Origin of the sequence: Myxococcus sp. RHSTA-1-4, assembly GCF_020037125.1 — a bacterium.
In the GTDB taxonomy this organism is placed as follows: Bacteria; Myxococcota; Myxococcia; order Myxococcales; family Myxococcaceae; genus Myxococcus.
Genome location: NZ_JAIQDG010000001.1, coordinates 702501 through 727169 on the forward strand (window position 1 = coordinate 702501; position 24669 = coordinate 727169).

The window sequence follows — 24669 nt, forward strand, 5'->3', positions numbered from 1 at the left end:
ACCCATCGGGTCACCCCGCGGCCGTCCGTCCGATTCTGAAACACGGTGGCACATGACGTAGAGTGCCGCCCGTGCCGCGCTGCCAGACATGCGGGCGGCGTTGGGAGGGTTCCCACGCGCCGTGCCCGCCGAGCCCCCCTCCTCCGGGGGAGGACCTCGCGCCGTCCGCCGAGCCGTCCACCCTGCCCTCCATCCCGGGCTACCAGGTGGAGCGGGTGCTGGCGCACGGCGGCTTTGGCGTGCTGCTGGACGCGAGGCGCAGCTCGGACGGCCAGCGCACGGCCATCAAGTTGGCGCGCAGCGGCAACGCGCTGGGCCGCGCGCAGCTCGTCCGGGAGTCGGAGGCGCTGCGGGTGCTGGGCCCTCCCACCGTGCCCGCCCTGTACGAGGCCGGCACACTTCCGGGCGGCGCGCGCTTCCTCGCCATGGAGCACGTGGCCCTGCCCACGCTGGCCGAGCGCCTGGCGCGCGCCGCCGGGCCGCTGCCCGCGGGCGAGCTGGCCACCCGGGCCCTGGCGGTGGTGGACGCGGCGGCCCGGGTCCACGAGCACGGGCTCGCCCACTGTGACTTGAAGCCGGAGCACCTCTTCCTGGACGACGCGGCCGGCCGCGTGCGCGTCTTCGACTTCGGCCTGGTGCGCGGCACCTCGCTGGAGAACGTGGCCCTGCCCGGCGAGGGCGCCACCCCCAGCGACACGTCCGGCTTCGCGGGCACCGCGGAGTACATGGCGCCGGAGCAGTGCGCGGGCAACTCGGACGTGGACGCGCGCACGGACGTGTACGCGCTGGGCGTGCTCCTCTACGAGCTGCTCACCGGCCGGCCGCCCTTCTTCGGCCCCACGCCGGACGTGCTCCAGGCGCACCTGTCGCTGCGGCCGCCACCGCCCTCCGACTTCGCGCCCGTCCCTCCCGCGCTGGAAGAGGTGGTGCTGCGCTGCCTCGCCAAGGAGCGCGCCCGCCGCCCGGAGGACGCCGCCGCGCTGGCCACCCTGCTGCGGGCCGCCTTCGAGCACGCGCACCGCCCCGCCGAGCCTTCCGCGCCCCGGCCGATGGCCCCCGGAGAGCCCCGCCCCGCCCAGGTGCGCCGCTCCGTCGCCATCCTCTTCCTCACCTCGCGCGCCAACCCCGTCTCCCTCCAGAAGGCCCTGGCCTCCTACGGCGGCCACATGGCCTTCACGGACGGGCCGCGCATCGCCGCCGTGTTCGACCCGGACGTGGGGGAGAACCCGGTGCGCCGCGCCATGCGCGCCGCGGAGGGGCTGGCCGAGCGGGGGCTGGCCCCCGGCGCGCTGGTGGACGTGTCCGCCGTCACCGTGCAGCGCCGCCCCACCGGTGCCCCGCGCTACCTCGGCGCCATCCTCTCTCGCGAGGACCACTACCCCAGCGGGCCGGACGCGCACGGGCTGCTCTTGTCCCCCGCCGCCGCGGAGGCGGTGCCCGAGGTGCCCTGCATGGAGGTGCCGGGCCTGCGCGGCCTCTTGCGCCCCGCGCCTCCGGGGGCCGCGCCGCGCCCGGACATCACCGTGCTCCAGCTCGGCAGCGAGGTGCTGGTGGGCCGCGAGTCGGAGGTGGCCTCGCTGCTGGAGAGCGCGCGCTCGGCGGTGGGCGAGGCCTCGCCCACGCTGGTGACGGTGCTGGGCGAGCGGGGCCACGGCAAGAGCCACCTCGCCGCCATGCTGGCCCGCCGGCTCCAGGCACAGCTCCCGCACGCGCGGGTCTTCGCCACGCGCTCGCGAGAGCCGGTGCAGGGCGACCCGGACGGAACCCTGCGCACGCTCCTGCGCTGCGCCCTCAACGCCTTCGAGCGCGACGACACGGACACGGAGGAGCAGGGCCACGCGGCCATGCAGCAGCGGCTGGGCCCCACGCTGGGCACGGAGCTGTGGCCCGGCGTGGCCGCCACGCTGGGCTGGTACGCGCCCGGCGGGCCGGAGCTGCAGAGCTGGGCGGCGGCCCCGGGCGCGCTGCGCTCGCTGGCCATGCGCGCCGCCGGAGAGCTGCTGGCCGCCAACGCCCGCGAGCGCCCGCTGTGCCTCATCATCGACGACGCGCACTTCGCCGAGGAGACGGCGCTGGACGCGCTGGAGTACGCCTGCCTCGCCGAGGCCAGCGTGCCGCTGTGGGTGTGCGTGCTGGCCCGCCCGGGCTTCGAGAAGAGCCGCCCCATGTGGGGCGCCCGCGCGGCGCGGCAGGCCACGCTGTCCTTGCCCGCGCTGCCGGTGGACCAGGCCCAGCAGCTCTGCCGCATGCTGCTCAAGCCGGTGGAGAACGTGCCCGCGCAGGCGGTGGAGCGCATCGTCGAGCGCGCCCAGCACGTGCCCCTCTACGTGGTGGAGCTGGTGCGCGGCCTCAAGCGCCAGGGGCTGGTGCGCCAGCGCGCGCCCGGCGGGAGCTGGTACCTCGTCACCGACGGGCTGGAGAAGGTGCCGGAGCTGCGCCTCGTGGAGTGGCTGGCGGACCGCGAGCTGGGCGCGCTGCCCCCGTCGCTGGCCGCGCACGCGCGGCTGTGCGCCCTGCTGGGCACGGACTTCACCGCCGCCACCGCGGAGGGCGTGGTGCGCGAGCTGGAGCGCGACGGCGCCGCGGGCGGCTTCCCCCTGGACGCGGGCCACGCCACGCGGCGGCTGCTGGACTCCGGCCTGCTGGTGTCCCACCGCCAGGAAGGGCTGAGCTTCCGCAACGAGCTGCTGCGCCAGGCGGTGGCCGCCACCCTGCCCGCCGCCGAGCGCCAGCGCATCCACGCCGCCGCCTACCGCTACTACCTGGGCCCGGCGGGCGCCAGCGAGCGCCAGCGCCTGCCCCGCCTCGCCCTGCACGCCGCCGCCGCGGGCCTGCGCGAGGAAGCCGCCGCGCTCTCCATCGACCTGGCCGAGTCCGCGCGAGGCCGCCACGCCTTCCTCGACGCGGAGGCCATGTACACCCGCGCGCTGGAGCTGCTGGAGGCGTCGGACGAGTTGCGCTGCCTCACCGCGCTGCGCGGCCGGGGACTGATGCGCATCCGCATCGGCCGGTATGACGACTCGCTGGCGGACTTCGCCGCCGCGCGCGAGCGGGCCCGCCGCCTGGGTGACTCGCGCACGGAGGTGGAGCTGCTGCTGGACGAAGCCATGGCGCTGGACTGGACCAACGACTACGCGCGCAGCGAGGCCCGCGCGCTGGAGGCCCAGGCCCTGGCGGCCCGCGTGGAGTCCCCCTACGTGCAGGCCCGGCTGCTGCTCGCGCTGGGCCGCGCCCAGTTCCGCAAGGGCGAGTGGCAGGAGGCGCGCATGCCGCTGGAGGCCGCCGCCGAGCGCGCCCGCCGCCTGGGAGACGCGGGCTACGAGACGCAGGTGGTGGCGCAGCTGCTGCTCGCCGTCATCCTCCCCAACCTGGGCGACATCGACGAGACGGACCGCGTGCTGACGGAGGTCATCGACGCCTGCACCGAGCGTGGAGATCGCTTCCACCTGGGCAGCGCCATCAACAACCGCCGCAACCTCTGGGTGGCGCGGAAGGACCTGGCCAACGCGCTGAAGGACCAGGAGCGCTTCATGCACCTGGGCCGCGAGCTGGGCATGGTGGGCTGGGAGTACTTCGCCGAGCACAACCTGGGCGAGCTGCACTACCAGGCGGGCGACGTGGACGCGGCCACCCCACACATCGCCCGCGCCATTGCCCTCGAGCGCCGGCACCCGGAGGTGGCGCCGCGACCGTGGGCGCTGCTGCTGCAGGCGCGGGCCATGGCGTGGACGGGCCGGCACGCTCGCGGGAGGGAGTTGCTGGCGCAGGTGCGGCAGGTGCTGGCGGACGGCAGGCACGGCGTGGAGCTGAGCCCCTCGGAGGAGGTGCTCTTCGCCATGGTGGAGCTGGCCACGCGCGAAGCGTCGGCGGAGGCATGGCGGGCGCTGCGTGAGCGCTCCTCCCATGTGTCCGTGGAGCAGGAGCCCCTGGAGGTGCTGGAGATGATGGGGCTGGCGGCGCTGCGCCGGGGCGACCGCGAGGAGGCCTCGCGCGTGCTCGAGGAGGCGCTGGAGCGAGCCCTCCACGTGCCCAACCTCATGGAGGGGCGCATCCGCCGCTCGCTGGAGCGCGTGAGGGACATCACCCCTGCGGCATGAGCCCCAGTGCGACGAGGGCGGCGATGAGCACGCCCGTGAGTGACTCACCGGCGATGGCGCCCGCGCCCATCGTCGGCACGTTCCGGTCCGTGGCCTCCGGCCACTTCCGCCGCGCCACCGCCACCGCCACCGCGCCCAGGCAGATGGACACCGCGTAGAAGGCCGGGAGGATGAAGCCGATGCCCAGGGCCACCGGCAGCGGCAGCCACCGTGCCGTCCGGCCTCGCGATGCCAGCGTCAGCAGCGCGCCCACTCCGGCCGCGATGCCCGCCGCCAGCGCCGCGTGTGGAGGCAGCCCGTCGAAGCCACGCACCGCCACCTCCGCCACCGCGCGGAACTGGCGCGCGAAGGGCGCGGGCAACGCCTCCGAGCCCAGGCCATACGCCTTCGACAGGAACAGGTAGGCCGGCACGCCCACCACCGAGCCCGCCAGCACGCCCACCAACTGCGCGGCGAGCTGCCGGCGCGGCGTGGCCCCCAGGAGGTGCCCCGCCTTGAGCGACCACATGCTGACGCCCGTCTGCGCCGCCGCGCCCGACACCACCGCGCCCGCCGCCACGTTGGGCCCCATCGCCCCGGGCAGCAGCGCGCCGAAGATGACCTGCGTAATCTGCCCCATCTGCGTCACCGGCGAGACGTCCGCCTGCCCCGCGCCGCGCGCGCACACCGCGCACAGGGGCAGCACCAGCACCAGCGCCAGCAGCATGTACGGCACGCTCAGCCCGAAGAGCGCACCGCCCAGCACCACCGCCAGCACACACGCGGCCAGCCCCGCGCCCAGGGCCCACCGCGGCAGCACCTCGCCACGGCCCATGGCGCCCACATCCCTCGCGGCCTTGAGGAAGTCGCGCGCCTGCGCCAGCAGGGACGCCAGCGCCGAGCCCACCAGCAGCCCCACGCCCGGCCAGGTGAGCCAGCCGGACAGGTCGCTCTCGTAGCCGGTGCCCTTCAACACACCCGAGCCCATCAGCCAGGGCGCGAGCACGCCATAGGCCACCACCGCCCCGGCCAGCATGCTCAGCCCCAGGCGCAGGCCCGTCATCATCCCAATCGCCAGCAGCATGGGGCTCCACCCGATGCCCCACGTCAGCGTCGCCGCCGGCACGCCGCCCAGCGTCCCCGGCAGCGCCGTCATTCCCGGCAGCCACTTGAAGCCATCCCTCAGCGCGGTGACGGCCACCGACACGCCGCTCACGCCCGCGAGCAGCCACCCGCGCCCGGTGCGGCGCTCCGGCTGCGAGGGCGCATGCATGGCGGTAATCAACTCCGCCGTGGCGATGCCGGTGGGGAACGGCAGCGCCTCCTCCGCCACCAGCCTGCGCCGCAGGAGATACGCGGCCAGCACGCCCAGCGCCCCCAGCGCCACGCTCCACGCGGCCACGCCCCAGCCGGGCACGGACACGCCCAGCATCGCCAGCGCGGGCAGCGCGCCCAGCAGGCCCGCCGCCGCCGGCATCGCGCCCACCGAGGACGCGGCCGACTGGGTGATGTTGTTCTCCAGCCGCGTGTACGGTGAGCCCCGGCGGCGAGACACCGCCGCCAGCGCGCTGAAGCCCAGCACCGCCGCGGTGACGGAGCCGCTCTCCCACCAACCCGTCTTCAGGCCCATGTACACGTTGGTGACGGCCAGCATCCCGCCGATGAGCAGGCCCACGCCCAGCGCGCGCGCCGTCAGCTCGCGCGGCGCCTCGGCCAGCGGCGCCACGGAGGACAGCGGCGGCCGCGCCCCCTCGGAAGTCTGGAGCCCGGACGCGGAGGGGTTCGCGGGAGGACTCATCGCCCCGCCTCCGCGGAGCGGCCCACCAGCTCGCGAAGCTGGGTGAGGTCCAGCGGCTTGGAAATCTTGAGGTTCGGCACGTCGCGCAGGAAGGACACCGTGCGCGGGGTGAAGGCACCGCCCGTCATGAACACCATGCGGCCAGCCTGCTCCGGGGCGCAGCGGCCCAGCTCGTTGTACAGGTCCATGCCCGTCATGCCCGGCATCATCACGTCACAGAGGATGAGGTCGAACCGCCCGCCCTCGCTCACCAGCCGCAGCGCGGCCTGGGCGCTGTTGGCCGTGGCCACCTCGTGGTCCGCCGCCAGCGAGCGCTGCAAGGCCAGCGTCACGTTGGGCTCGTCGTCCACGACGAGGATGCGCGCCCGCGCGTTGGACTGCACCACCGTGGCCAGCCGCGGCACCACCTCCAGCTCGCGCGTGGCGGCGCGCAGCACCACGCGGAAGGTGCTGCCCCTGCCCGGCTCGCTCTCCGCCTGGATGGAGCCGCCCATGGACTCGATGATGCCGTGGCAGATGGACAGCCCCAGCCCCGTGCCCACCCCCACCGGCTTGGTGGTGAAGAACGGGTCGAAGATGCGGTCCAGCACCTCCGGCGTCATCCCCACGCCGGTGTCGCGCACCTCCACCACCACCCGCCCCCGCTCGCCCGAGCGGATGACCACGCGGATTTCATGCTCCCGCGTGCCCTCCTCGGGAATGGCCTGCGCCGCGTTGAGCAGCAGGTTGAGGAACACCTGGCACAGCCGCGACTCGCTGGCCTCCACCGGCGCCACCGGCTCGAACTCCGTCACCAGCCGCGCGCGGTGGCGGATGACGTTGTCCGCCATCTTGCACGCCAGCTCCACCGCCCGGCGCACGTCCACCGGCATCAGCCGCGCCTCCTGCTCGCCGCGCGCGAAGACCTTCAAGTCCCTCACAATCGTGGCGATGCGCTCGGCGCCCTCCGTCGTCTCGCGCACCAGCTGCTGCAGCGAGGCGATGGGCGCCGCGGGCGCCTGGCTCTCCAGCCGCTCCAGCCCCTCGCGGATGAGGTGCAGGTTGACCATCATGTAGGCCAGCGGGTTGTTGATTTCGTGCGCCACGCCGGCGCCCAGCGTGCCCACCGACGCCAGCCGGTCCGCCACCACCAGGTGCGCCTGGAGCTGCTTCCGCTCCGTCGTGTCGCGGTGGACCATGATGTTGGCGATGGCGCGCCCCTCGCTGTCGCGCAGCGGCACCACCACGGACTCACACCAGCACGTGTTGCCGTCCTTGCGGCGGAACTCCAGCTCCCCGGACCAGCGCCCCTGCTTCTCCAGCCCGGAGAGCACCTCGGCCGTGAGCCGGTCCGCCTCCCCGGGGTGCAGCACGCTGAAGAGCGTCTGTCCCAGCGCCTCGGACTTGTTGCGGCCGAACATGCGCTCCGCGCTGGGGTTCCAGTCGATGATGCCGCCGCCCAGGTCGGTAATCACCACGCCGTCGTAGATGCTCTCGAAGATGAGCGACTGGCGCTGCAATTCCTGCTCGGCCAGCTTGCGCGCGGTGATGTCCATCACCGTGCCCGTCACCCGCGCCGGCGCGCCCGTCGCGTCGCACAGCACGTCGCCCTTACAGGAAATCCAGCGCAGCGCGCTGCCCTTGGGCTCGATGCGGTACTCGACGTCCACCTGCGTCTTCTTCTCCAGCGCCACGCGCAGCGCCTCGCGCACCCGGGGCAGGTCCGCCGGGTGCACCACCTCGTCCAGGTCCATGGCGCGCCCGGACAGCTTGCCCACGGCCAGCCCGAGCAGCCGGTCCACCTGCTCGCTCCACGTCACCCGGCCGCTCTGCGCGTTCCAATCCCAGATGCCCACGCGCGCGGCGGACAGCGCCTGCCGGAGCTGCTCCTCGCGCTGCTCCAGCACCTCGCGCTTGGAGAAGCGGAACACGGTGACGGTGCCAATCTGGAGCCTGTCACCCTCCTGCAATTCGGCGGTGGAGATGGGCACGCCGTTGAGCAGCGTGCCGTTGGTGGACTCCAGGTCCGTCACCTGGCAGGCACCGTCGTCGGTGCGGATGATGCGCGCGTGCTTGCGCGACACCCCGTGGTCGTCGATGCGCACCGTGGCCTCGGAGCCACGGCCGATGACGTGCTCGCCCGGCTCCAGGCGGTACGCCTTGCCGATGGCGGCCGGCGTCGTGGTGCTGATGAGGATGAGACACGCCCCCGTCGAGGAGGGCGGAGCCAACGCAAGGCCCGCGCACGTGGTGAGGTCGTCCAGCGTTGTCATGTCGATGCCCCCCGGCACCCACGAGCGTTGCAGCCCCGCCCAGCCCACCCCGGCCTCTGCCTCCGCGTGTGTCGCCACGCGCGAAATCCAGCAGCCCCGGGCACTGGCCGTCCAATCCCCGGGGGCCTCGCGGGAACCCGGAGCATATGCCAGCCGACACCCGGTCCACCGGAGGCCTCCCACGATGATGGATGGTGAACGACTGCCCCCAGGTGGCGCGGCGCGGCGAGCGCTCGGGGCCCGGGCCGTGCAGCGGGAACCGGGGGGAATGGTGGTAGAGTCGTCCACCCATGGCGGCGGACTCCGAGAGCACCTTCCGCATCCAGGCCCGGGCGGACCTCAGCTCCTTTGAAAGGGAGCGTGGGGAGCCCCCCCGGTCCGAGCGCGGCCCCGGGACGCTGGCCGGGGAGTACGTCCTCAAGGCGCTGCTGGCCTCGGGCGGCCACGGAAGCGTGTATGAGGCCGAGCACCGGATTCTCGGCCGCCGGGCCGCGGTGAAGGTGCTGCACCCGCACCTGGCGGACCAGGGAGAGATGCTCAAGCGCTTCGTGCGCGAGGCGCGGGTGGTGAACCAGATTCGCCACCCCAACATCGTGGACGTGTACGACTTCGGCCTGATGCCGGATGGCAGCCCCTATTACGTCATGGAGCTGTTGACGGGGCGCACGCTGAGCCAGGTCGTCCAGGAGCGCGGCAGGCTGACCTCGTCCCGCGCGCTGGCGTACCTGGAGCCGGTGTGCGCGGCGCTCGAGGCGGCGCACCGCGCGGGCGTGGTCCACCGGGACTTGAAGGCCAGCAACGTGCTGGTGATGGAGGAGGGAGAGCGGCCGCGGGTGAAGCTGCTGGACTTCGGCATCGCCAAGCTGCTGCACGCGGAGTCCTCGCAGGAGGGCCTCACCATCGCCGGCCAGCGGCTGGGCACCGCGCACGCCATGGCGCCCGAGCAGTTCCGCGGCGGCCCCATCGGCCCCCACACGGACATCTACGCGCTGGGCGTGCTGCTGCACCAGCTGCTCACCGGCCGCTATCCCTTCCAGTGCGAGGACCGGATGGAGCTGGAGCGGCTGCACCTGGAGGCCCCCGCGCCCCGGCCCAGCGCCATTGCCCCCGTGTCGCCCGCCGTGGACGCGGTGGTGCTGCGCTGCCTGGAGAAGGACGGCGGCCGCCGCTACGGCAGCGTGGGCGTCTTCCTCGCCGCCCTCGGCGAGGCCGCCGAGGAGCCCGTGCAGCCCGCCCGCCGCACCCGCCTGGCGCTCGCCGTCCACTGCGAGGTGGTGCTGGCCGAGGCCGCCCAGGACGACGACGCGGTGTACGCCGTGCTCGCGGACGTGCTGGACGGCCTGGAGCAGGGCCTGCGCGGCGGAGGCTTCCTCCTGGCGCTCCAGTCCGGCACCACCCTGCTCGCCGTGCGCCCGCTGGAGAATGGCGCCCCCAGCCCGGAGCGCACCGAGTACCTGCGCGAGGCGGAGAACTCGCTGCGCATCCTCCAGCAGGCCGCCCAGAAGCTGGCGGACCCCGTGGGCGCCCAGGTCCACCTCTGCATGCACCTGGGCCAGGCCGAGACGCGCGGAGACCTGGCCGAGTCCGAGGTGGTGGGAGGCCCCGTCACCGACGTCGGCGCCTGGCGCCTGCGCACTCCCGACGGCTTCGCCCTCACCCCCGCCGCCTCGCTGGCCCTGGAATTCCCAGAGCCCGGGTAGCAACCCAAATCAGGACAGACCGCTGATCCAGGCCCACCCCGAGTGCAGGGCGTCCTGCATCATACACACGGCATGTCTGCGTTTGGACCCAGGCGGCAATTTTCCCGTCTGGTCGCATTTCATCGCACCGGCCAACCTCGTCACACTTCCCTCACTCACCAATTACAGCGTTTTTGTTTTGGCACGCTGGAACGGGTGGGCGTCAAGACGGCCATCGCACCGGCCGTCGCAACGGGGGGAAGTCCATGCGCCACACACCAGCCGAGCAATCTGGAATGGGAATCAACGTCAGCCTCGCCCCGAGCCGCCACCGAGGGCTCACCGGGGGACTCCTGAGTCTGACACTGGCGGTGGGGGCGGCGGGATGCGGGCCCATGGCCGGGCCGGAGGAAGCACCCGAGACCCTGGGAGTCCTCCGAGCGGAGGAGCAGAGCGACAACGGATTGTCGACGAATGGCTTGTCGACAAATGGCCTGTCCACGAATGGCTTGTCGACAAATGGCCTGTCCACGAATGGCCTGTCGACGAATGGCCTGTCCACGAATGGCTTCTCCACCTGGTTCAACCAGGACACGGCGAGCGCGGAGGTGGTGATGAAGTACCTGGTGCGGTGCGCGTTGCCGGCGGGGCAGACGCGCACCTTCACCAACTCCGTGACGGGGGTGACGTACACCTGGACGGGCAGCGTGGGGCTGGCGCCGGGCTGGGGCTCGGGGCTGGCGGCGACGGCGCTGGAGCAGCAGGTGGTGTCCGCGTGCCTGGCGGCGCACGTCAACAAGTACGGCGTGTCCATTCCCTTCTCCGTGCTGGGCCGCACCGCGCAGGGAGCGGCCATTGCGTACACGGCCTCGGAGCTGTCGACGTTCAGCGAGAAGGAGGCGTGCTTCTTCGGCAACCTCTTCGACGGCAGCGGCATCTACGCGGCCAATGACCAGAACTCCCTCAACCATCGCGAGAGCACCTCGCGTGGGTGCGGGCTGTCCTCGAACGTGCCGAACGCCGAGTGCTCGCCCCTCCTCCACGTGGGCACGTGCAGCTCGCTGTGCGAGCGGGCCTACGACGGCGGCGAAGCGAAGCCGTACTACGCGAAGTGCACGTACAACGGGAAGGAGTACCGGCCCATCACCACGCGCATCCGCCCGCAGGACCTCTACAAGTGTGGCGACGGCGTGTGCCAGTTCACCGAGAGCTGTGGCACCGGCAACTCCTACGACAACTGCCAGGCCGACTGTGGGACGTGCTCGCCCTGAGCGGATGACTCGCTCCGGGCGGCACGCGCGGTCCGCCAGATTCGACCGCGCGCGCGGCGAGCGCATGCGGGCCGGTGCCGCGCCGGGTGAACTCCAGAATGGCACGTCGGCTGGCCGGCCCTCGTCAGCGGCCCGTGTCGGCACCTCCTGGTATTTCCTGGATTTTCAGGAGGCATCTCACGATGGATTGTCAGGCCCGGTGTGCCGCGAGTGCCCGCCGTCTGGGAGCGTTGGCGTTGGTGGGGCAAGTACCCGCGCTTCAACTTCACGCCGGACTCGAAGTGGGAGCGCATGTACCGCACCGTGCTGGAGAACGCGGGCCACGGCGGAGAATTCGAGCTTCAGGTGCTCCAGAAGCAGGGCTACCAGAAGAACACCGCCCTCACGCTGCCACCTCCGGGCGTCAAGGCGGAGCAGGGCTTCATCCCGGACTCAGTGGTGGGCAACCCCGAGGAGTTGGTGTGGGGCAGGCCCTACCGCTTCGTCGAGGTGAAGGCCCGCGCCGAGATGGCACTGACTGGCAACCTCAAGGCCATGATGAACTACGTCCGAACCCATGGTGGACATATCGAGGTGTGGTTCCGCTCCGACCTGCATCCTGCAGGAAGAACGCACCCAACGGGTCCCCTCCAAGGCGATTTGCGCCGTCTCGAAGATCTCGGCAGAGCCACGGTGCGGTACTTTCCCGAGTAGGCACATGGCGCTGAGCTACATCGACACATCCTTCTGGTTGCCGCCCGCCCCGCCCTCAGCGGCGGTCGTACGAGAACTCCTGCAACGCATCTTCGAGGAGTACCGCTGGTTCCAGCCCATGCGTGACGGGCTGGTCTTCACCGACGAACGTCTTGAGCCAGGTCACATCGACTACGACGCCGTGGTGTCCTTCTATTCCCAGCACCGGGGCGTAACGGTACTCGCCGACACGGACCGCGACTTCATCATGCTCGCGCCGACCCTTCCCGACGCCCCCCCTTCGTGGGCAGGTTCACCTGGTGCACCGCCGTCACCGAGGCCACGAGCGCCGACTGGCGAGAGGCTCACCTGCACCAAGTCACGGAATTGATGCGTTTGCTGGGCTCCCATCTGGTCCAGACGTGTCTGGGTGAAGACCTCGAACACAAGCAGCGGAGGCGCATCCCCGCCCCAGATGGCGTTGGCTCCGTCCGCACTTCCACGGTCCGCGACCCCAGCGAAGGACTCGCCGGCCTCTACTGGCGCAACTTCTTCGGCCCGCCCTTCATCCGGCTGTTCGGAGACCGCCTCCTGTCCCTCCCTCCCGACACCGTCCAGCAGCTCGGAGACGGCCTCGTCCTCGTCCAGCCCTACGCGCTCCCCACCCAGGCCATGACTCCAGAGGGAGACGCCGCGGAGGAGCGCCTCATCACCGTGCTCGGCCCCGAGTGCTTCTACGACTTCCAGCACCACCGCAAACCCACGCGCCTTCCCGACCTCTCCCCACCGTGAGCGGCGCATCCCTCACGACGTCATCGGAAACATCCACTCTGCAACGCTATCCGGGTGCAATCGCATGGCGTCTCCTCAACGGGCGCCTGGGCGGTTGGCGTGGGTCGCTCCGGCTCCTCACCGCAGGTCCCTTGCCCCTCCCCTCGCGCCGGTGTTGACTGCGCGGGTCCGCCGCGCCCGGAGGCCCGGGATGGGGCGGACAGCGGACGCCGGAGCAGGACGTGATGACGCTACGAGCGAGGGTGTTGCTGATGTCGTCGGTGGCGCGGCGCCGCGGTACGCTGAGGCGCGCCTTCGATGCGCTGCATCCGCCCCGGCGCCCTCGCGCGGCGTTCGAACCGCTGGAGGACACGGTGCGCGAGCGCACCGCGGAGCTGGAGGCCGCCAACGCCAAGCTGTCCCGCAGCCTGGAGCAGCTCCGCGCCACCCAGGCCCAGCTCCTCTTCGCGGACCGGCTGATTGCGCTCGGGCGCATCGCCGCGGGCGTGGGGCACGAAATCAACAACCCGCTCGCCTTCATCCTCAGCAACCTCGAGTACATCCACCAGGAGCTGCAACAGAAGGAGCAGCTCCCCGAGCAGGAGCGGCAGGAGGTGCTGGAGGCCCTGGCCGAGACGCGCGACGGCGCGGAGCGCATCCGGCTCATCGTCCGTGACTTGCAGTCGCTGTCGCGCGCGGAGGACGTGGGCACCGGCCCGTCGGACCTCGCGGCGGTGCTGCGCACGGCGGCGAAGATGGCCATGCACGAGCTGCGGCACCGGGCGCGCCTGGTGGTGGAGTGCGAAGGCCTGCCGCCAGTTCAGGGCAACGGCGCGCGGCTGGGGCAGGTGTTCCTCAACCTGCTGCTCAACGCGGCGCAGGCCATCCCCCCCGGCCGGGTGGAGGAGAACGAGGTGCGCGTGGTGGCCCGCGCGGCCCTCCCCGGCCCCGTCGTGGTGGAGGTGCGCGACACCGGCTGCGGCATCTCCCCCGAGCACCGCGAGCGCATCTTCGACCCGTTCTTCACCACCAAGCCGCTGGGCGTGGGCACCGGCCTGGGGCTCGCCGTGTGCCATGGCATCGTCACGTCCCTCGGCGGCACCCTGACGGTGGACAGCGAACCCGGCCAGGGCAGCATCTTCCGCGTCACCCTGCCCGTGGCCGGAGCCTTCGCGCAGCCCCCGAGGCAGCAGGCGGACGCGGCGGCCTGAGGACGGCGTCCCCCACGCGGGAGCGCTGCCCCGGCATCCCGCAGACGCGCGGCGGCTCACACGCTCGCCGGTCCGCTCCAGGAGCGGCCAGCCGAGCAGCGCCGCCACCTCGGGACGGCCCCCGCTGCCTTCGCCGCCCGTGCGGGGTGCCCTCCCGGGGTGTGCGTCGGAGTGTGAACATCGGGTCCGCGCCTGCCCGGGGTGATGTGTTTCACACCCAGGTGTGACGTCCGGGCAGGGGGCGTCCGCGAGGTGCTCCCCGTCAGTGCGCGACATACAATCGCGGGGTGCCAGCATTCAGTGGTTGTGACGTAGCCATCGTCGGAGGAGGGGCCAGCGGGACGCTGTTGGCGGTGAACCTCCTGAGGAGCGCGCGGGCGCCCTTCCGGGTGGTCATCGTGGAACGAAGTGGCCTCCTCGGGCGGGGACTGGCGTACTCCACGCGGAGCCCCCGCCACCTGTTGAACGTCCCCGCGGCGAGGATGGGGGCCCTCCCGGAGGACGCGGAACACTTCCTGCGCTGGCTGCGCAAGACGTGGCCCGACACGGCACCCGGTGACTTCGTCCCCCGCGACCGCTACGGCCTCTACCTGGAGTCGCTGCTGCGCGACGTGGCGGCGCGCGCGCCCGCGGGCGTCCAGCTCGAAACGGTGCCCGCCGAGGTCGTGTCCGTCCAGGAGGAGGGCGGCCGCGTCCGGCTGGCCCTGGCGTCGGGTGGCTGGGTGGAGGCGCGCGCCGCGGTGCTGGCGGTGGGCAACGCGGTGCCGGCGGACCTGCGGGTGCCCGACGGCGGCCTGTACGCCAGTGAGCGCTACCACCGCTCGCCCTGGGCGTCGTGGGCACTGCGCGACGTGGGGCCACGGGACTCGGTGCTGCTCATCGGCACGGGCCTTACCATGGTGGACACGGTGCTGTCGCTGGAGGAGCAGGGGCACCAGGGCGTCATGCACGCGCTGTCGCGGCACGGGCTGCTGCCCCATGTGCACCGGGCCGGGGCGCTGGAGCGCTCGATGGCGTATTCGTCTCCCGGCATCCGGGACGTCCTGCGCGCACTGCGCCAGGAGGTGATGCGCGAGTGCGAGGAGGCCGTGGGCGCCGACGGCCACCTGCACCCCATTCCCGTCCGCATCCGCGCCGTGCTGCGCATCATGCGCCAGGAGGTGAAGCGCGCGACGGACGCGGGCGCGGACTGGCGGGCGGTGGTGGACGCGCTGCGGCCGGCCACGGTGCCGCTGTGGCACCGGCTGACACCGGGAGAGCGGCGGCGCTTCCTGCGGCACCTGCGCTCGCACTGGGAGGTGCACCGGCACCGGATGGCGCCGGCCATTGGCGAAACGGTGGAGCGGCTGCGGCGCGAGGGCCGGCTGGTCCTCCACGCGGGGCGGGTGCGGAGCTTCCGGCTGGAGGACTCGGGCGTGGAGGTGCGGCTGCGGCCCCGGGGACGCGAGGCCGAGGAGGTGCTGCACGTCCAGCACGTCGTGAATTGCACGGGGCCGGAGGGCGCCATCACCCGCGCGCACCCGCTGCTCCAGGAGATGGTGGCGGCGGGGCGGGTGTGCCCGGACGTGCTGGGCATGGGACTGGCCACGGACGCGCATGGCGCGCTGATGGACCTGAGCGGCCACGCCTCCGGCCTCCTCTTCACACTGGGCCCGCCGCGCCGGGGGGAGCTGTGGGAGACGACGGCCGTGCCGGAGATTCGCGTCCAGGCCCGGGCCCTGGCGGAGCACCTGCTGCAGCGCCTGGGGACGGCGCCGGTGACTCGCGTGCCGATGGTGCACACGGGCCTTCCGCTCGACAGGTGAGCGGCGCCCGTCCGGGCGGCGGGAGCGGCCCCCTCCATCAGGGTGGGAAGGGGCGGAACGACCCCTCGGGTTCCCCCGTGCCCTGCCCGGGAGAAGGGCACCCGGACGGACGGTGAAGCGCGGCCGGCGCCGATGCGGGAAGTCCCGGGACGGGGCGTTTCGTGCGAACCTCGGACTCCCCCTCTGGAGTCCCCCGCCCATGTCCCGTTCCCGTCCCCTCCTCGCCCTGGTTGGTGGCGCGCTCGCCATCACCGCCGCGAGCGTTGGGGGCACGGCGTACCTGACGCTGCGCACGGGGCCGCTGGCCGAGCGGCTGGTGCGAGAGGTGAACGCGCTGGCGCGAGCCCGCCACCCGCGCCCCTCGCACGTGACGCCCGCGAAGCCGGGCACGTTCGCGGAGCACCTGGAGCCGCTGATGGGCGAGGTGCTCCGGCTGTATCGCGAGCGGCCCGAGGCGCTCCGGGATTCGGCCTCCGAGTGGCCATGTCTCGCGGTGCTGGAGGGGCGGGCGCCCGTCTCCGAGCTGCCGCCCTCCTGCCTCGCGGCGGTGGAGCAGGGCCGGGAGCTGGTGGCCCGGGTGCTGGAGGCCACGCACGCGGAGGAAGGCGGATTGCCGGAGGGGCTGGGGCCGCTGGCGTCTCCGGCGCATGCCCACGCGCGCGACGGCATGCTCGCGCTGCAGTACGTGGTGCGGCTGGCGGGGCTGGAGACGCGGCTGCGGCTCGCGCGGGGCAAGGCGGAGGAGGCGGTGGACGTCTGCCTGGACTCGCTGGCGCTGAGCCGGGAGCTGGCGGGTGGAGGGCTCCTCGGACACATGGTCTCCGCGGCGGGCCATGGGGCGCTGTACCGGCCCTGCGCGGACGCGCTGGACGCGGCGCCCTGGGAGCGCAAGCGGAGCGCGGTGACGCAGCTGTCGCGGCTGGAGGAGGGGCTGGTGCCGTTCTCGTGGACGATGAAGCAGGAGTCCGCGGCGGTGCAGCTCATGGCCTTCGGCGGGCTGATGTCGGCGAAGGCGCGGGCCTCCCTGCCGGTGGGCGCGCGGGAGTTGGCCACGCAGTCGCACGGCCTCGCGTTGGCCCCGGGCAACCCGCTCGACGCCCGGCTGTCGTGGCGGAAGATGGCGAGGGTGTTCGACGCGTTGGTGCCGGTGGCGGACCTGGGCCCGGAGGCGCGGCGGCGGGCCTTCACCGCCATCGAAGCGAGGAACACCGGAGGGCTCTACCCCGTCGAGGGCCCGGACGTGATGGCCTACGAGCGGTTCGCGGAGCGGCTCGAGCTGCTCCGCCTCCAGCAGGACGCGCTCCGCGTGCTGGTGGAGGTGGACATGCACCGCGCGGAGACGGGCCGCTGGCCGGAGGCGGTGCCGAACCGGGCCGCGTACACCTTCGTGCTGGAGGCGCCCCTTCCCACGGAGGCGCTCTTGAGGCCCTGCGCCGCGGACCTCCAGCAGCACGGGCTGCGCGTGACGGCCGACGTTCGCTCCGCCTCGTGGGTGCCGGTGCCATGAGCCAGCAGGTGCCCCGGGTCATCACCCGCCACGCGGCCTGAGCATCCTCGCCCGCTCCCTCCGTGCCCGGGCGGGCGGGCGGGGGGCGGCAGGCTGCCTGGGTGCGGCGCGGGGGCTACCTTCCTGGCGAACCTCCTTCAGCCGGGGAGCGGAAATGGGCCTGCTGGCACACACGAGTCTGCGCATCGCCGAGCGCGCGGGGAGCCGCCGGGGACTGGAAGCACTGGGCGGCATGCCCATTGGCGCGCTGCGCAGCACCTGGCACCACGTGGATGACCTGCGCATCCACACCCGCGTGTCCGCACAGCCCGTGCCGGGACGCGCGTGGAGCGTCGTCCTCCTCCACGGCCTCGTCGCCTCCAGCACGTACATGGTGCCCACCGCCATGGGCCTCGCCCCGTACTTCCGCGTCTACGCGCCGGACCTGCCCGGCTTCGGCCGCAGCGAGAAGCCCCGCCGCCCCCTGGACGTCGCCGGACTCGCGGACTCGCTCGCCGCGTGGATGGACGAGGCCGGCCTCGAGCACCCCGCCATCGTCGCCCACTCCTCCGGCTGCCAGTTCGCCGTGGACTTCGCCTCGCGCTACCCGGAGCGCCGCGGGCCGCTCGTCCTCCTCGGGCCCTCGCTGGACACGAAGCAGCGCGGCACCCCGGCCCAGGTGCTGCGCCGGCTCGTGGACGGCGTGCGAGAGCCCGCGTCCCTCGGCGTCATCCTGGCCCAGGACTACCGCACCTTCGGCTTCCTCCGCGCCCTGCGCGCGGTCCGCTCCGCCCGCCAGGACGTCCCCACCGGGAAGCTGCCCCTCATCCACACGCCGGTGCTGGTGGCGCGCGGAGAGAAGGACCGCGTCGTCCCGCGCGCCCAGGCGGAGGCGCTGGTGCGCAGCCTCCCCCAGGGCCGGCTGGCGGAGGTCCCCGGCGCCGGACACACGCTCAACTTCAACTCGCCCGAGGCCGTGGTGAAGCTCATCCGCCGCTACCTCTACGAACTGGAGGCGCGCGGCGAGGCCCACCCCTGAGCTCCGGCGGCGCCGCTACGCGGCCGACACCGCCACCGAGCCCAGCCCCTCCACCGTGAGCTGCACCCTGTCTCCGGGCCGCAGCATGTGCGCGGCCGTGGCCGCCCCCGCCAGGACGATGCTCCCGGCCGGCAGCACCTGCCCGCGCTGCGCCAGCAACTCGCAGAGCTGGATGACGGACACCACCGGGTCCCCGGAGATGGCATCCGAGCGAGCCGCCTGCACCACCTCGCCATTCACGGACATCTTCATCTCCAGCCGCGTCAGGTCCATGGCGCGCGGAGGGTGCTCGGCGGTGCCCAGCACGAACAGCGACGACGACGAGTTGTCCGCCACCACGTCCGGCAGGGAGAAGTACTTGAAGTCCCGGTAGCGCGAGTCGAGGATTTCCATCGCCGCGAAGACGGACACACACGCGTCCAGCACCTCGTCGCGCGTCACCTTCCCGCCCAGCTCGCGCCCGGTGCGGAAGGCAATCTCCGGCTCAATCTTCGGGTGGATGCCCTGGGCGAGCTGAATCACGCCGTCCGCCGGCACCTGCATCCGGTCCGTGAGCACGCCGTACACGGGCGAGTCCAGGTTCATCTGCCGGCGCTTGGCCTCCGAGGTGAGCCCCATCTTCAGGCCCACCACGCGCTCGCCCCGGGACAGGCGCAGCCGGATGCCCGCCTCCTGGATGGCGTAGGCGTCCGGCAGCGCGAGCTGCGGCACCTCGCGGGTGAGCGGCGCCACCTCGCGGCGCTCCAGCCGCGCGGAGTCCAGCGCACGGGCAAGCTCCTGGTGGTCCACGGTCGCGGTCATCCCCTTCCCTTCCTCTCTGTCATGTCGGACGCGCCCGGAGGGCACGTGGTGGCCGCGGAGCTTCCGGCCCCGCGCGCGGGCGCGCAAGCACCGTCAGCGGTTGAAGGCCACCAGGGTCATGAAGGCGAGCAGCGCCAGCACCACGAGCGCCACGAGCCCGTACCCCGCCGTGCCCAGGAGCCGGGCGTTCCGGGCGACGTCCATCCTGCCCAGCCCCCGGTACACGACGGCGATGCCCGCCAGGAAGGTGGCCGCCGTCAGCGCCAGCGTCACCATCATCCCGAAGCCGGCGCGAGCCCCCAGCGCCTTCCCCGCGATGAGCAGCCCCACCATCAGCCACAGGCCGGACAGCACGAGGCTGCCCCCGAGCGTCCCCGCGGCGACGAGCAGGCTCCGCAGGAGCGTGCTCATGTCGCGTCCGCCAGCTCGAGGTTCATGCCCAGCAGCTCCACCATGGGCACGTCGAGCACCTCCACGGGCTTGTTGGCGCGGTCGAGCCACTCCCGCACCACCGCCCAGCCGGGCTCCTTCGCGTTGATGAGCTCGTCCAGGGTCTTGGCCATGAAGGCAGAGGCTACCCGAGACACCCCGCCTCCGGGGACTCCCGGTGGACGCCGCACGGCGCCACCTCTACGCGTGAATACTGGCCAGCCCCCACCGTCGTAGCGGATAACGCGGTGTGCCCGTGGCCGGGGCGGGACCATCAACCAAGGAATCCTCTTCATGCGACACACATGGATTATCGCGGCAGTGCTCCTCACGGCGTCGGTGGCGAGCGCCCAGGGCCGGAGAGAGCGGGGAAACCACGATGACGGCCGGCATGAGCACGACGGCTTCTACCTGCGCTTCCAGCTGGGCGGCGGCTACACCCAGGCCACCGTCGTCGGCGAGGACTTCGCCATCAAGGGTACCGGGTACGGCTTCAACGCGGAGTTCGGCGGCGCGCCGGTGCGCAACCTCATCCTCTTCGGCAAGCTCTACGGCACGTCCGCGCCGAACCCGGACATCGAGATGGGTGACATCACCATCGAGGGCCAGGACGACGACGTGAGCCAGAACATCGGCGCCGTGGGCGCGGGCGTCGCGTATTACATCATGCCCGCCAACGTCTACCTGTCGGGCGCGCTCACCTTCGCCCAGCTCACCGTCAGCGAGGACGGCGACACCGTCGCGGAGTCCGACCTGGGCGGCGCCCTCCACCTGGGCGTGGGCAAGGAGTGGTGGGTGAGCGACAACTGGGGCCTGGGCCTCGGCGCCGAGCTCGCGCTCGGACGTGTCCCGGAGAAGAACGACAGCTCGAAGTGGAACGTCGTCAACGCGATGCTGCTCCTCTCCGCGACCTTCAACTGAGGCCCTGGGGCAGGAGCCTCAGGCCTGCTGGTTGAGGCTGGCGGCGATGGAGCGCACGGCGAAACGCGGGCTGAAGCGCACCATCACCGCCGCCAGCCAGTTGAGGACGCCGTGCACCGCGAGCACGCGTCCCCGCATCATCATCGCGTAGGCGTGGGCGGCCACGTCCGGCGCCTTCGCCACGCCCGGCCGCTGGAACAGACGCGTCTTGCCGTTGCCCGCCCGCTGGGCGAACTCGGTGTGCGTGGCGCCGGGGCAGTAACACGTCACCGTCACGCCGGTGCCCTTCAGCTCGTGCGCCAGCGCCTCCGAGAAGGACACCACGAAGGCCTTGGTCGCGAAGTACGTGGCCATGTACGGCCCGGGCTGGAAGCCGGCGGTGGAGGCGACGTTGAGGATGCGCCCGCTGCCGCGCTCGCGCATGGGGCGCGCGAAGAGGTGCGTCAGCTTCAGGAGCGCGGTGCAGTTCACCTCCACCATCTCCGCCTCGCGCCCCAGGTCCTGCTCCAGGAACGGGCCGGTGGAGCCGAAGCCCGCGTTGTTGACGAGGAAGTCCACCGCCAGCCCCTTCGCGCGCACTGTCTCGAAGACGTGCTGGGGCGCTTCGGGCCGGCCCAGGTCCGCCGGCACCACGTGGGCCGTCACCCCGTGGTCCTTCTCCAGCCGCGCCGCGAGCGCCTCCAGCTTCGCGGCGCCGCGCGCCACCAGGATGACGTCGTGCCCGTCCCGGGCGAAGCACTGCGCGAACTGCTCTCCCAGGCCCGCCGAGGCTCCGGTGATGAGCGCCACCTTGCGCGACATGATGTTCCCTCCTGCCCCCCTTATAGCCGAGCCGCTCCGCGGCCGTGGCCCGGGGCTCCCGGGCCGCGCCCAAGTCCCGTTCCACCCACCATGTCTCATGCTTCTCACCGTTCAAGAACAGACGCGCGGCCGCCTTTTTGGCGTTGCATTCGCGCATGGGGTCGCGAAAGCCTCTCTCCATGTCCACCGAAAAGACCGACGCGGAACTCGAAAGTCCCCAGCTCGCGCGAGACGGCTTCGACGTCGCCAGCTTTCGCGACCTGCTCGCGAAGCTGAAGCGCGGTGAGCTGGCCGAAGCCGCGGCGCCCTCGGGCGCCCTGCAGCCGCTGCTCGATGGCGACGTCCAGCCGCTCCCCCGTCCGGGCACGCCCGCATATGAGCGGTGCCGGGCGCGTGGCGAGGAGGCCTTCCGGAAGGGGCAGGTGGCGGCCCTCATCGTGGCCGGCGGCGCGGGCACGCGCTTCGGCGGCGCGGTGAAGGCGCTGGTGCCCGTGGTGGGCGAGCGCACCTTCCTGGACATCAAGCTGGAGGAAGGCCGCCGGCTGGAGGAGCGCTTCGGGCGCCCGGTGCCCATGGCGGTGATGACGTCGTACCTCACGCACGACGGCATCGAGGAGCACCTGAAGCAGACGGGGCAGACGAAGAACGTGTACCTGTTCCGCCAGCGGATGCTGCCGCGCCTGACGGCGAACGGCGAGCTGTGGCGGGACGCGGAGGGGAAGCTCTCCTTCGCGCCGTCCGGCCATGGCGACGTCTTCCGCGCCCTGCGCGAGAGCGGCGTGGGCGAGGCGCTGCGCAAGCAGGGCGTCAAGCAGGTCTACTTCTCCAACGTGGACAACCTCGCCGCCACGCTGGACCCGGTGGTCATCGGGATGCACCTGGAGCTGGGCAAGCAGATGACGGTGGAGGTGACGCCTCGCACCAACCCCAGCGGCGCGCTGGACGCGGGTGCCGCGCCGGTGCGCATCAACGGGCAGCTCCAGCTCGTGGAGAAGGTGGACCCGACGAAGCACGCCACCATCTCCACCAACAACATCACCTTCGACCTGGAGCCCCTGCTCGACAAGGAAATCCCCATCCCCTACCGCGTCGTCACCAAGAAGGTGGACGGCCATCCGGTGGTGCAGCTGGAGCAGGTGACGGCGGAGGCCAGCAGCCTCACCCGTCCGGACGGCCAGCCGCTCCTGCCGGTGACGTTCATCGAGGTGGAGCGCGTGGACCCGGCCACCAGCCGGTTCGAGCCGGTGAAGGCCCCCGAGGACTTCCCCCGCGTGAAGGAGCGGCTCAAGGCGCGGCTCGGCGGGTAGGCGCGGCTCACCGGGGGAGGACGACCTCGAAGCGGCTGCCCTGGCCGGGCGTGCTGTGCACGAGGACCTCTCCCCCGTGGGACTCGACAATCTGCCGGGTGATGTAGAGCCCCAGGCCGAGGCCGCCGTAGTGCCGCTCGCTGACGGCGCGCCCGAAGCGCTCGAAGATGCGGGACAGGTGCTCGGGCGCGATGCCGATGCCCGAGTCCTCCACGGCGATGCGCACGTGGACCTCGTCCCCGGAGAGGCGCACGGCCACCGGCCTTCCCGCGCCGTATTTCAGCGCGTTGGTGAGCAGGTTGGTGAGCACCTGGTCCACGCGCAGCCGGTCCCAGCTTCCGCGCATGTCGTCCTGGGCGTACAGCGTCACGGGGCTGCCGGCCTGGTTCGCCGTCACCGAGAAGCGGGACACCACGTCGCGCGCCAGCTCGGCCAGGTCCAGGGGCTCCTTGTCCAGCGTCAGCCGCCCGCTGGAGATGCGCGACACGTCCAGCAGCCCGTTGACGAGCGCCGACATCTTCGTCACCTGGCGCTGCACCACATCCAACTGCGAGACCACCAGGGACGTGGGAATGGAGGCGGCGCCCTTCTGCGTCTCGCGCCGCAGCGCCTGGAGGCGGAGCTGCAGGGGCGTGAGCGGCGTCTTCAGCTCGTGGCTGGCGATGGAGAGGAACTCGTCGCGCAGGAGCACCGACTTGCGGGCCTCGCGGTAGAGGATGGCGTTGTCCAGGAGGAGGGCCGCGCGCCGCGCGAGGTCCTGCGCGGTGTGGAGGTCCGCCTGCGTGTAGCGCCGCGACTGCCGCACCGCGAGGAAGGTGAGCGCCCCCAGCGCGCGCCCCCGCGCCAGCAGCGGGACGGACATGATGCAGTGGAAGCCCACGGCCTTCATGAGCGCGTAGTGCCTGTCACTCACCGCCACCTTGCGCAGCCACGCGTCGGAGACGTCGTCCACCAGGAGGGACTCGCCCCGGCGCACCACGCACGTGGTGGGGTGACGGGAGCCGTCCGGGCCGGGCGGGAAGTCCCGCACCTCGCAGGCGAGCGCCTTGTCGGCCGCGTTCGCGTGCGCCACCGCCATGCGCTGCGCCGCGCCCGCCTCGTCCATGACGTCCACGAAGCACCAGTCCGCCAGCGTGGGCACGGTGAGCCAGGCGAGCGTGCTGAGCGTCGCCTTGGGGTCCAGCGACGAGGAGGCCAGCACCCGGCTCGCCTCCGCCAGGAAAGCCGAGCGCTGCTCGGCGACCTCGGCCTCGGTGCGCGCGGCATGCTCCTCGCGCAGCCGCCGCTCCAGCTCGTCCTCGGACACCTGGACGGACGCGAGGTTGACGGTCATGCCCACCCACTCCCGCGGGGTGCCGTCCTCGTTCAGCACGGGCAGCGCCCGCGCGAGCGCCGTCATGTACGTGCCGTCGCGCCTGCGCAGCCGGTACTCGCATTCGTAGGGCCCCAGCACGGCCGCCGTGCGGCGCACGACATCCGCCACCCGGGCGTGGTCATCGGGGTGGACGGCGCTCATCCACCCCCAGCCGGCGTACTCCTCGCGTGTCTGCCCGGTGAAGTCCTCCCAGGTGGAGCTCGGCCGGTTGACGGCGCCGTGGGCATCCGTCAGCCACACCACCTGCCTCGACGCGCCGGCCAGGGCCTGGAACCGCTGCTCGCCGAGCTGGACCTCCTGGCGCAGCGCCTGGTTCTCCTCGCGCAGCCGCGCGGTCTCGAGCGCCACGTCCGCCAATCCGGCCAGCCCGGTGAGGGCTTCCTCGTCCTCCGGGGTGAAATCCTCTCCTGACTCCGGGTCGAAGAGATGGATGTGCCCCTCCAGGGTCCGGAGTGGCACCACGAGCCAGCCACGCGGCCTCTCCGCCCCGCCTTCGAGGACGGGCCGTGAGGCACCGGGGTTCAAGGGCGGCACCGAGTATCCCCCCCAGGCCTCGAACGCCCTGGACAGGGACGTAGCGCTCACGCCGTGGGGCCTGCTGGCCGTGGGTGCGAGCGTGACGGTGGCCTGGTGTGCCCGCGCCAGCCGCCGGGCCGACCTCGCCAGGCGGAGGAGCGTCTCCTCGGCGCTCGGCCCGGAGAAGGCCGGGCGTGGGCCGTCCTCCTCGTCGGGCAGCTCTTGCGTCAAGGGCGCGGCAGGTTCCGTGCGCATCAAAAATCCCCTGGAGGACAACTCCTTGGCCCCTCACGCACATTTGCCTGTCATGGGCTTCCCCGGGGCCGCCCGCACGGCAGGCGGCCCGGAGCGAGAGCACGCAGGAGCGCGCTCACAGGCCATGGGCCCGGTGTCATCAGATGCTGGAAGCCGTGGCATCGGAAAATCTGCTCACCCGGAAGCCGTGCTGACTTCACTCCG

The 24669-nt window shown here is 72.6% G+C and carries 19 protein-coding genes; 12 read left to right on the forward strand and 7 right to left on the reverse strand.

The window, feature by feature from the left end; all coding sequences use genetic code 11:
- Positions 1 to 71: 71 nt before the first annotated feature.
- Positions 72 to 4097 carry a protein kinase gene (locus tag K8638_RS02870; RefSeq protein WP_223752816.1) on the forward strand — a complete coding sequence of 1342 codons (4026 nt, stop codon included), beginning with the start codon at positions 72 to 74 and terminating at the stop codon, positions 4095 to 4097.
- Here K8638_RS02870 and K8638_RS02875 read toward each other — a convergent pair.
- Together K8638_RS02875 and K8638_RS02880 are read right to left on the reverse strand one after the other, a co-directional pair.
- Positions 4081 to 5874 (reverse strand): OPT/YSL family transporter, encoded by a 1794-nt coding sequence (locus K8638_RS02875; protein WP_223752817.1) that lies wholly within the window; start codon positions 5872 to 5874, stop codon positions 4081 to 4083. The two genes, K8638_RS02870 and K8638_RS02875, sit on opposite strands and share 17 nt — an antisense overlap.
- Positions 5871 to 8126, reverse strand: a complete 2256-nt coding sequence (locus tag K8638_RS02880) for a PAS domain S-box protein (RefSeq protein ID WP_223752945.1) — start codon at positions 8124 to 8126, stop codon at positions 5871 to 5873. The genes K8638_RS02875 and K8638_RS02880 overlap by 4 nt, the downstream gene beginning before the upstream one ends.
- A 290-nt stretch (positions 8127 to 8416) precedes the next feature.
- Between K8638_RS02880 and K8638_RS02885 the strand changes: the two genes are divergently transcribed.
- The 9 genes from K8638_RS02885 to K8638_RS02925 all read left to right on the forward strand — a co-directional run bounded on the left by K8638_RS02885 (position 8417) and on the right by K8638_RS02925 (position 18060).
- The gene (locus K8638_RS02885; RefSeq protein ID WP_223752818.1) at positions 8417 to 9826 is read left to right on the forward strand and encodes a serine/threonine-protein kinase; all 1410 of its coding nucleotides are present in this window, start codon (positions 8417 to 8419) and stop codon (positions 9824 to 9826) included.
- A gap of 488 nt (positions 9827 to 10314) precedes the next feature.
- Entirely contained in the window at positions 10315 to 11076 is a 762-nt protein-coding gene (locus tag K8638_RS02890) for a hypothetical protein (protein ID WP_370643900.1), read from the forward strand.
- A 210-nt stretch (positions 11077 to 11286) separates the two neighbouring features.
- Positions 11287 to 11769 carry a hypothetical protein gene (locus K8638_RS02895; protein ID WP_223752820.1) on the forward strand — a complete coding sequence of 161 codons (483 nt, stop codon included), beginning with the start codon at positions 11287 to 11289 and terminating at the stop codon, positions 11767 to 11769.
- Positions 11770 to 11773: 4 nt separating this feature from the next.
- The gene (locus K8638_RS02900) at positions 11774 to 12139 is read left to right on the forward strand and encodes a hypothetical protein (RefSeq protein ID WP_223752821.1); all 366 of its coding nucleotides are present in this window, start codon (positions 11774 to 11776) and stop codon (positions 12137 to 12139) included.
- A gap of 5 nt (positions 12140 to 12144) precedes the next feature.
- Positions 12145 to 12540 carry a hypothetical protein gene (locus K8638_RS02905; RefSeq protein ID WP_223752822.1) on the forward strand — a complete coding sequence of 132 codons (396 nt, stop codon included), beginning with the start codon at positions 12145 to 12147 and terminating at the stop codon, positions 12538 to 12540.
- 224 nt (positions 12541 to 12764) lie between these two features.
- Positions 12765 to 13730 (forward strand): sensor histidine kinase, encoded by a 966-nt coding sequence (locus tag K8638_RS02910; protein WP_223752946.1) that lies wholly within the window; start codon positions 12765 to 12767, stop codon positions 13728 to 13730.
- Between the two features lie 287 nt (positions 13731 to 14017).
- Positions 14018 to 15535 (forward strand): FAD/NAD(P)-binding protein, encoded by a 1518-nt coding sequence (locus K8638_RS02915; protein ID WP_223752823.1) that lies wholly within the window; start codon positions 14018 to 14020, stop codon positions 15533 to 15535.
- A gap of 199 nt (positions 15536 to 15734) precedes the next feature.
- The gene (locus tag K8638_RS02920) at positions 15735 to 17042 is read left to right on the forward strand and encodes a hypothetical protein (RefSeq protein WP_223752824.1); all 1308 of its coding nucleotides are present in this window, start codon (positions 15735 to 15737) and stop codon (positions 17040 to 17042) included.
- Positions 17043 to 17196: 154 nt separating this feature from the next.
- A complete protein-coding gene (locus tag K8638_RS02925) occupies positions 17197 to 18060 on the forward strand; it encodes an alpha/beta fold hydrolase (RefSeq protein WP_223752825.1) in 864 nt (287 codons plus the stop codon).
- 15 nt (positions 18061 to 18075) lie between these two features.
- Here the strand turns inward: K8638_RS02925 and K8638_RS02930 are convergent, their stop codons facing one another.
- The 3 genes from K8638_RS02930 to K8638_RS02940 all read right to left on the reverse strand — a co-directional run bounded on the left by K8638_RS02930 (position 18076) and on the right by K8638_RS02940 (position 19424).
- The gene (locus tag K8638_RS02930) at positions 18076 to 18861 is read right to left on the reverse strand and encodes a 2-keto-4-pentenoate hydratase (RefSeq protein WP_223752826.1); all 786 of its coding nucleotides are present in this window, start codon (positions 18859 to 18861) and stop codon (positions 18076 to 18078) included.
- 93 nt (positions 18862 to 18954) lie between these two features.
- Complete coding sequence (locus tag K8638_RS02935) at positions 18955 to 19272, reverse strand: hypothetical protein (protein ID WP_223752827.1); 318 nt, start codon at positions 19270 to 19272, stop codon at positions 18955 to 18957.
- The gene (locus tag K8638_RS02940) at positions 19269 to 19424 is read right to left on the reverse strand and encodes a DUF2625 family protein (protein ID WP_223752828.1); all 156 of its coding nucleotides are present in this window, start codon (positions 19422 to 19424) and stop codon (positions 19269 to 19271) included. The genes K8638_RS02935 and K8638_RS02940 overlap by 4 nt, the downstream gene beginning before the upstream one ends.
- A 160-nt stretch (positions 19425 to 19584) precedes the next feature.
- Here K8638_RS02940 and K8638_RS02945 point away from each other — a divergent pair, with 160 nt between their 5' ends.
- Positions 19585 to 20211, forward strand: coding sequence for a hypothetical protein (locus K8638_RS02945; protein ID WP_223752829.1), 627 nt, complete (start codon positions 19585 to 19587; stop codon positions 20209 to 20211).
- A gap of 18 nt (positions 20212 to 20229) precedes the next feature.
- Here the strand turns inward: K8638_RS02945 and K8638_RS02950 are convergent, their stop codons facing one another.
- A complete protein-coding gene (locus K8638_RS02950) occupies positions 20230 to 21012 on the reverse strand; it encodes an SDR family oxidoreductase (RefSeq protein WP_223752830.1) in 783 nt (260 codons plus the stop codon).
- 179 nt (positions 21013 to 21191) lie between these two features.
- Here K8638_RS02950 and K8638_RS02955 point away from each other — a divergent pair, with 179 nt between their 5' ends.
- Complete coding sequence (locus K8638_RS02955) at positions 21192 to 22319, forward strand: UTP--glucose-1-phosphate uridylyltransferase (protein ID WP_223752831.1); 1128 nt, start codon at positions 21192 to 21194, stop codon at positions 22317 to 22319.
- A 7-nt stretch (positions 22320 to 22326) separates the two neighbouring features.
- On the opposite strand, the gene K8638_RS02960 is transcribed toward K8638_RS02955, so the two are convergent.
- Positions 22327 to 24465, reverse strand: coding sequence for an ATP-binding protein (locus K8638_RS02960; protein WP_223752832.1), 2139 nt, complete (start codon positions 24463 to 24465; stop codon positions 22327 to 22329).
- Positions 24466 to 24669 lie beyond the last annotated feature (204 nt).

Bases quoted from the DNA above. Each gene is read 5' to 3' on its own strand.
- K8638_RS02875 (WP_223752817.1), bottom strand. From the start codon at position 5,874: ATGAGTCCTCCCGCGAACCCCTCCGCGTCCGGGCTCCAGACTTCCGAG.
- K8638_RS02880 (WP_223752945.1), bottom strand. From the start codon at position 8,126: ATGACAACGCTGGACGACCTCACCACGTGCGCGGGCCTTGCGTTGGCT.
- K8638_RS02885 (WP_223752818.1), top strand. From the start codon at position 8,417: ATGGCGGCGGACTCCGAGAGCACCTTCCGCATCCAGGCCCGGGCGGAC.
- K8638_RS02900 (WP_223752821.1), top strand. From the start codon at position 11,774: ATGGCGCTGAGCTACATCGACACATCCTTCTGGTTGCCGCCCGCCCCG.
- K8638_RS02910 (WP_223752946.1), top strand. From the start codon at position 12,765: ATGACGCTACGAGCGAGGGTGTTGCTGATGTCGTCGGTGGCGCGGCGC.
- K8638_RS02920 (WP_223752824.1), top strand. From the start codon at position 15,735: ATGTCCCGTTCCCGTCCCCTCCTCGCCCTGGTTGGTGGCGCGCTCGCC.
- K8638_RS02925 (WP_223752825.1), top strand. From the start codon at position 17,197: ATGGGCCTGCTGGCACACACGAGTCTGCGCATCGCCGAGCGCGCGGGG.
- K8638_RS02930 (WP_223752826.1), bottom strand. From the start codon at position 18,861: ATGACCGCGACCGTGGACCACCAGGAGCTTGCCCGTGCGCTGGACTCC.
- K8638_RS02935 (WP_223752827.1), bottom strand. From the start codon at position 19,272: ATGAGCACGCTCCTGCGGAGCCTGCTCGTCGCCGCGGGGACGCTCGGG.
- K8638_RS02940 (WP_223752828.1), bottom strand. From the start codon at position 19,424: ATGGCCAAGACCCTGGACGAGCTCATCAACGCGAAGGAGCCCGGCTGG.
- K8638_RS02945 (WP_223752829.1), top strand. From the start codon at position 19,585: ATGCGACACACATGGATTATCGCGGCAGTGCTCCTCACGGCGTCGGTG.
- K8638_RS02950 (WP_223752830.1), bottom strand. From the start codon at position 21,012: ATGTCGCGCAAGGTGGCGCTCATCACCGGAGCCTCGGCGGGCCTGGGA.
- K8638_RS02955 (WP_223752831.1), top strand. From the start codon at position 21,192: ATGTCCACCGAAAAGACCGACGCGGAACTCGAAAGTCCCCAGCTCGCG.
- K8638_RS02960 (WP_223752832.1), bottom strand. From the start codon at position 24,465: ATGCGCACGGAACCTGCCGCGCCCTTGACGCAAGAGCTGCCCGACGAG.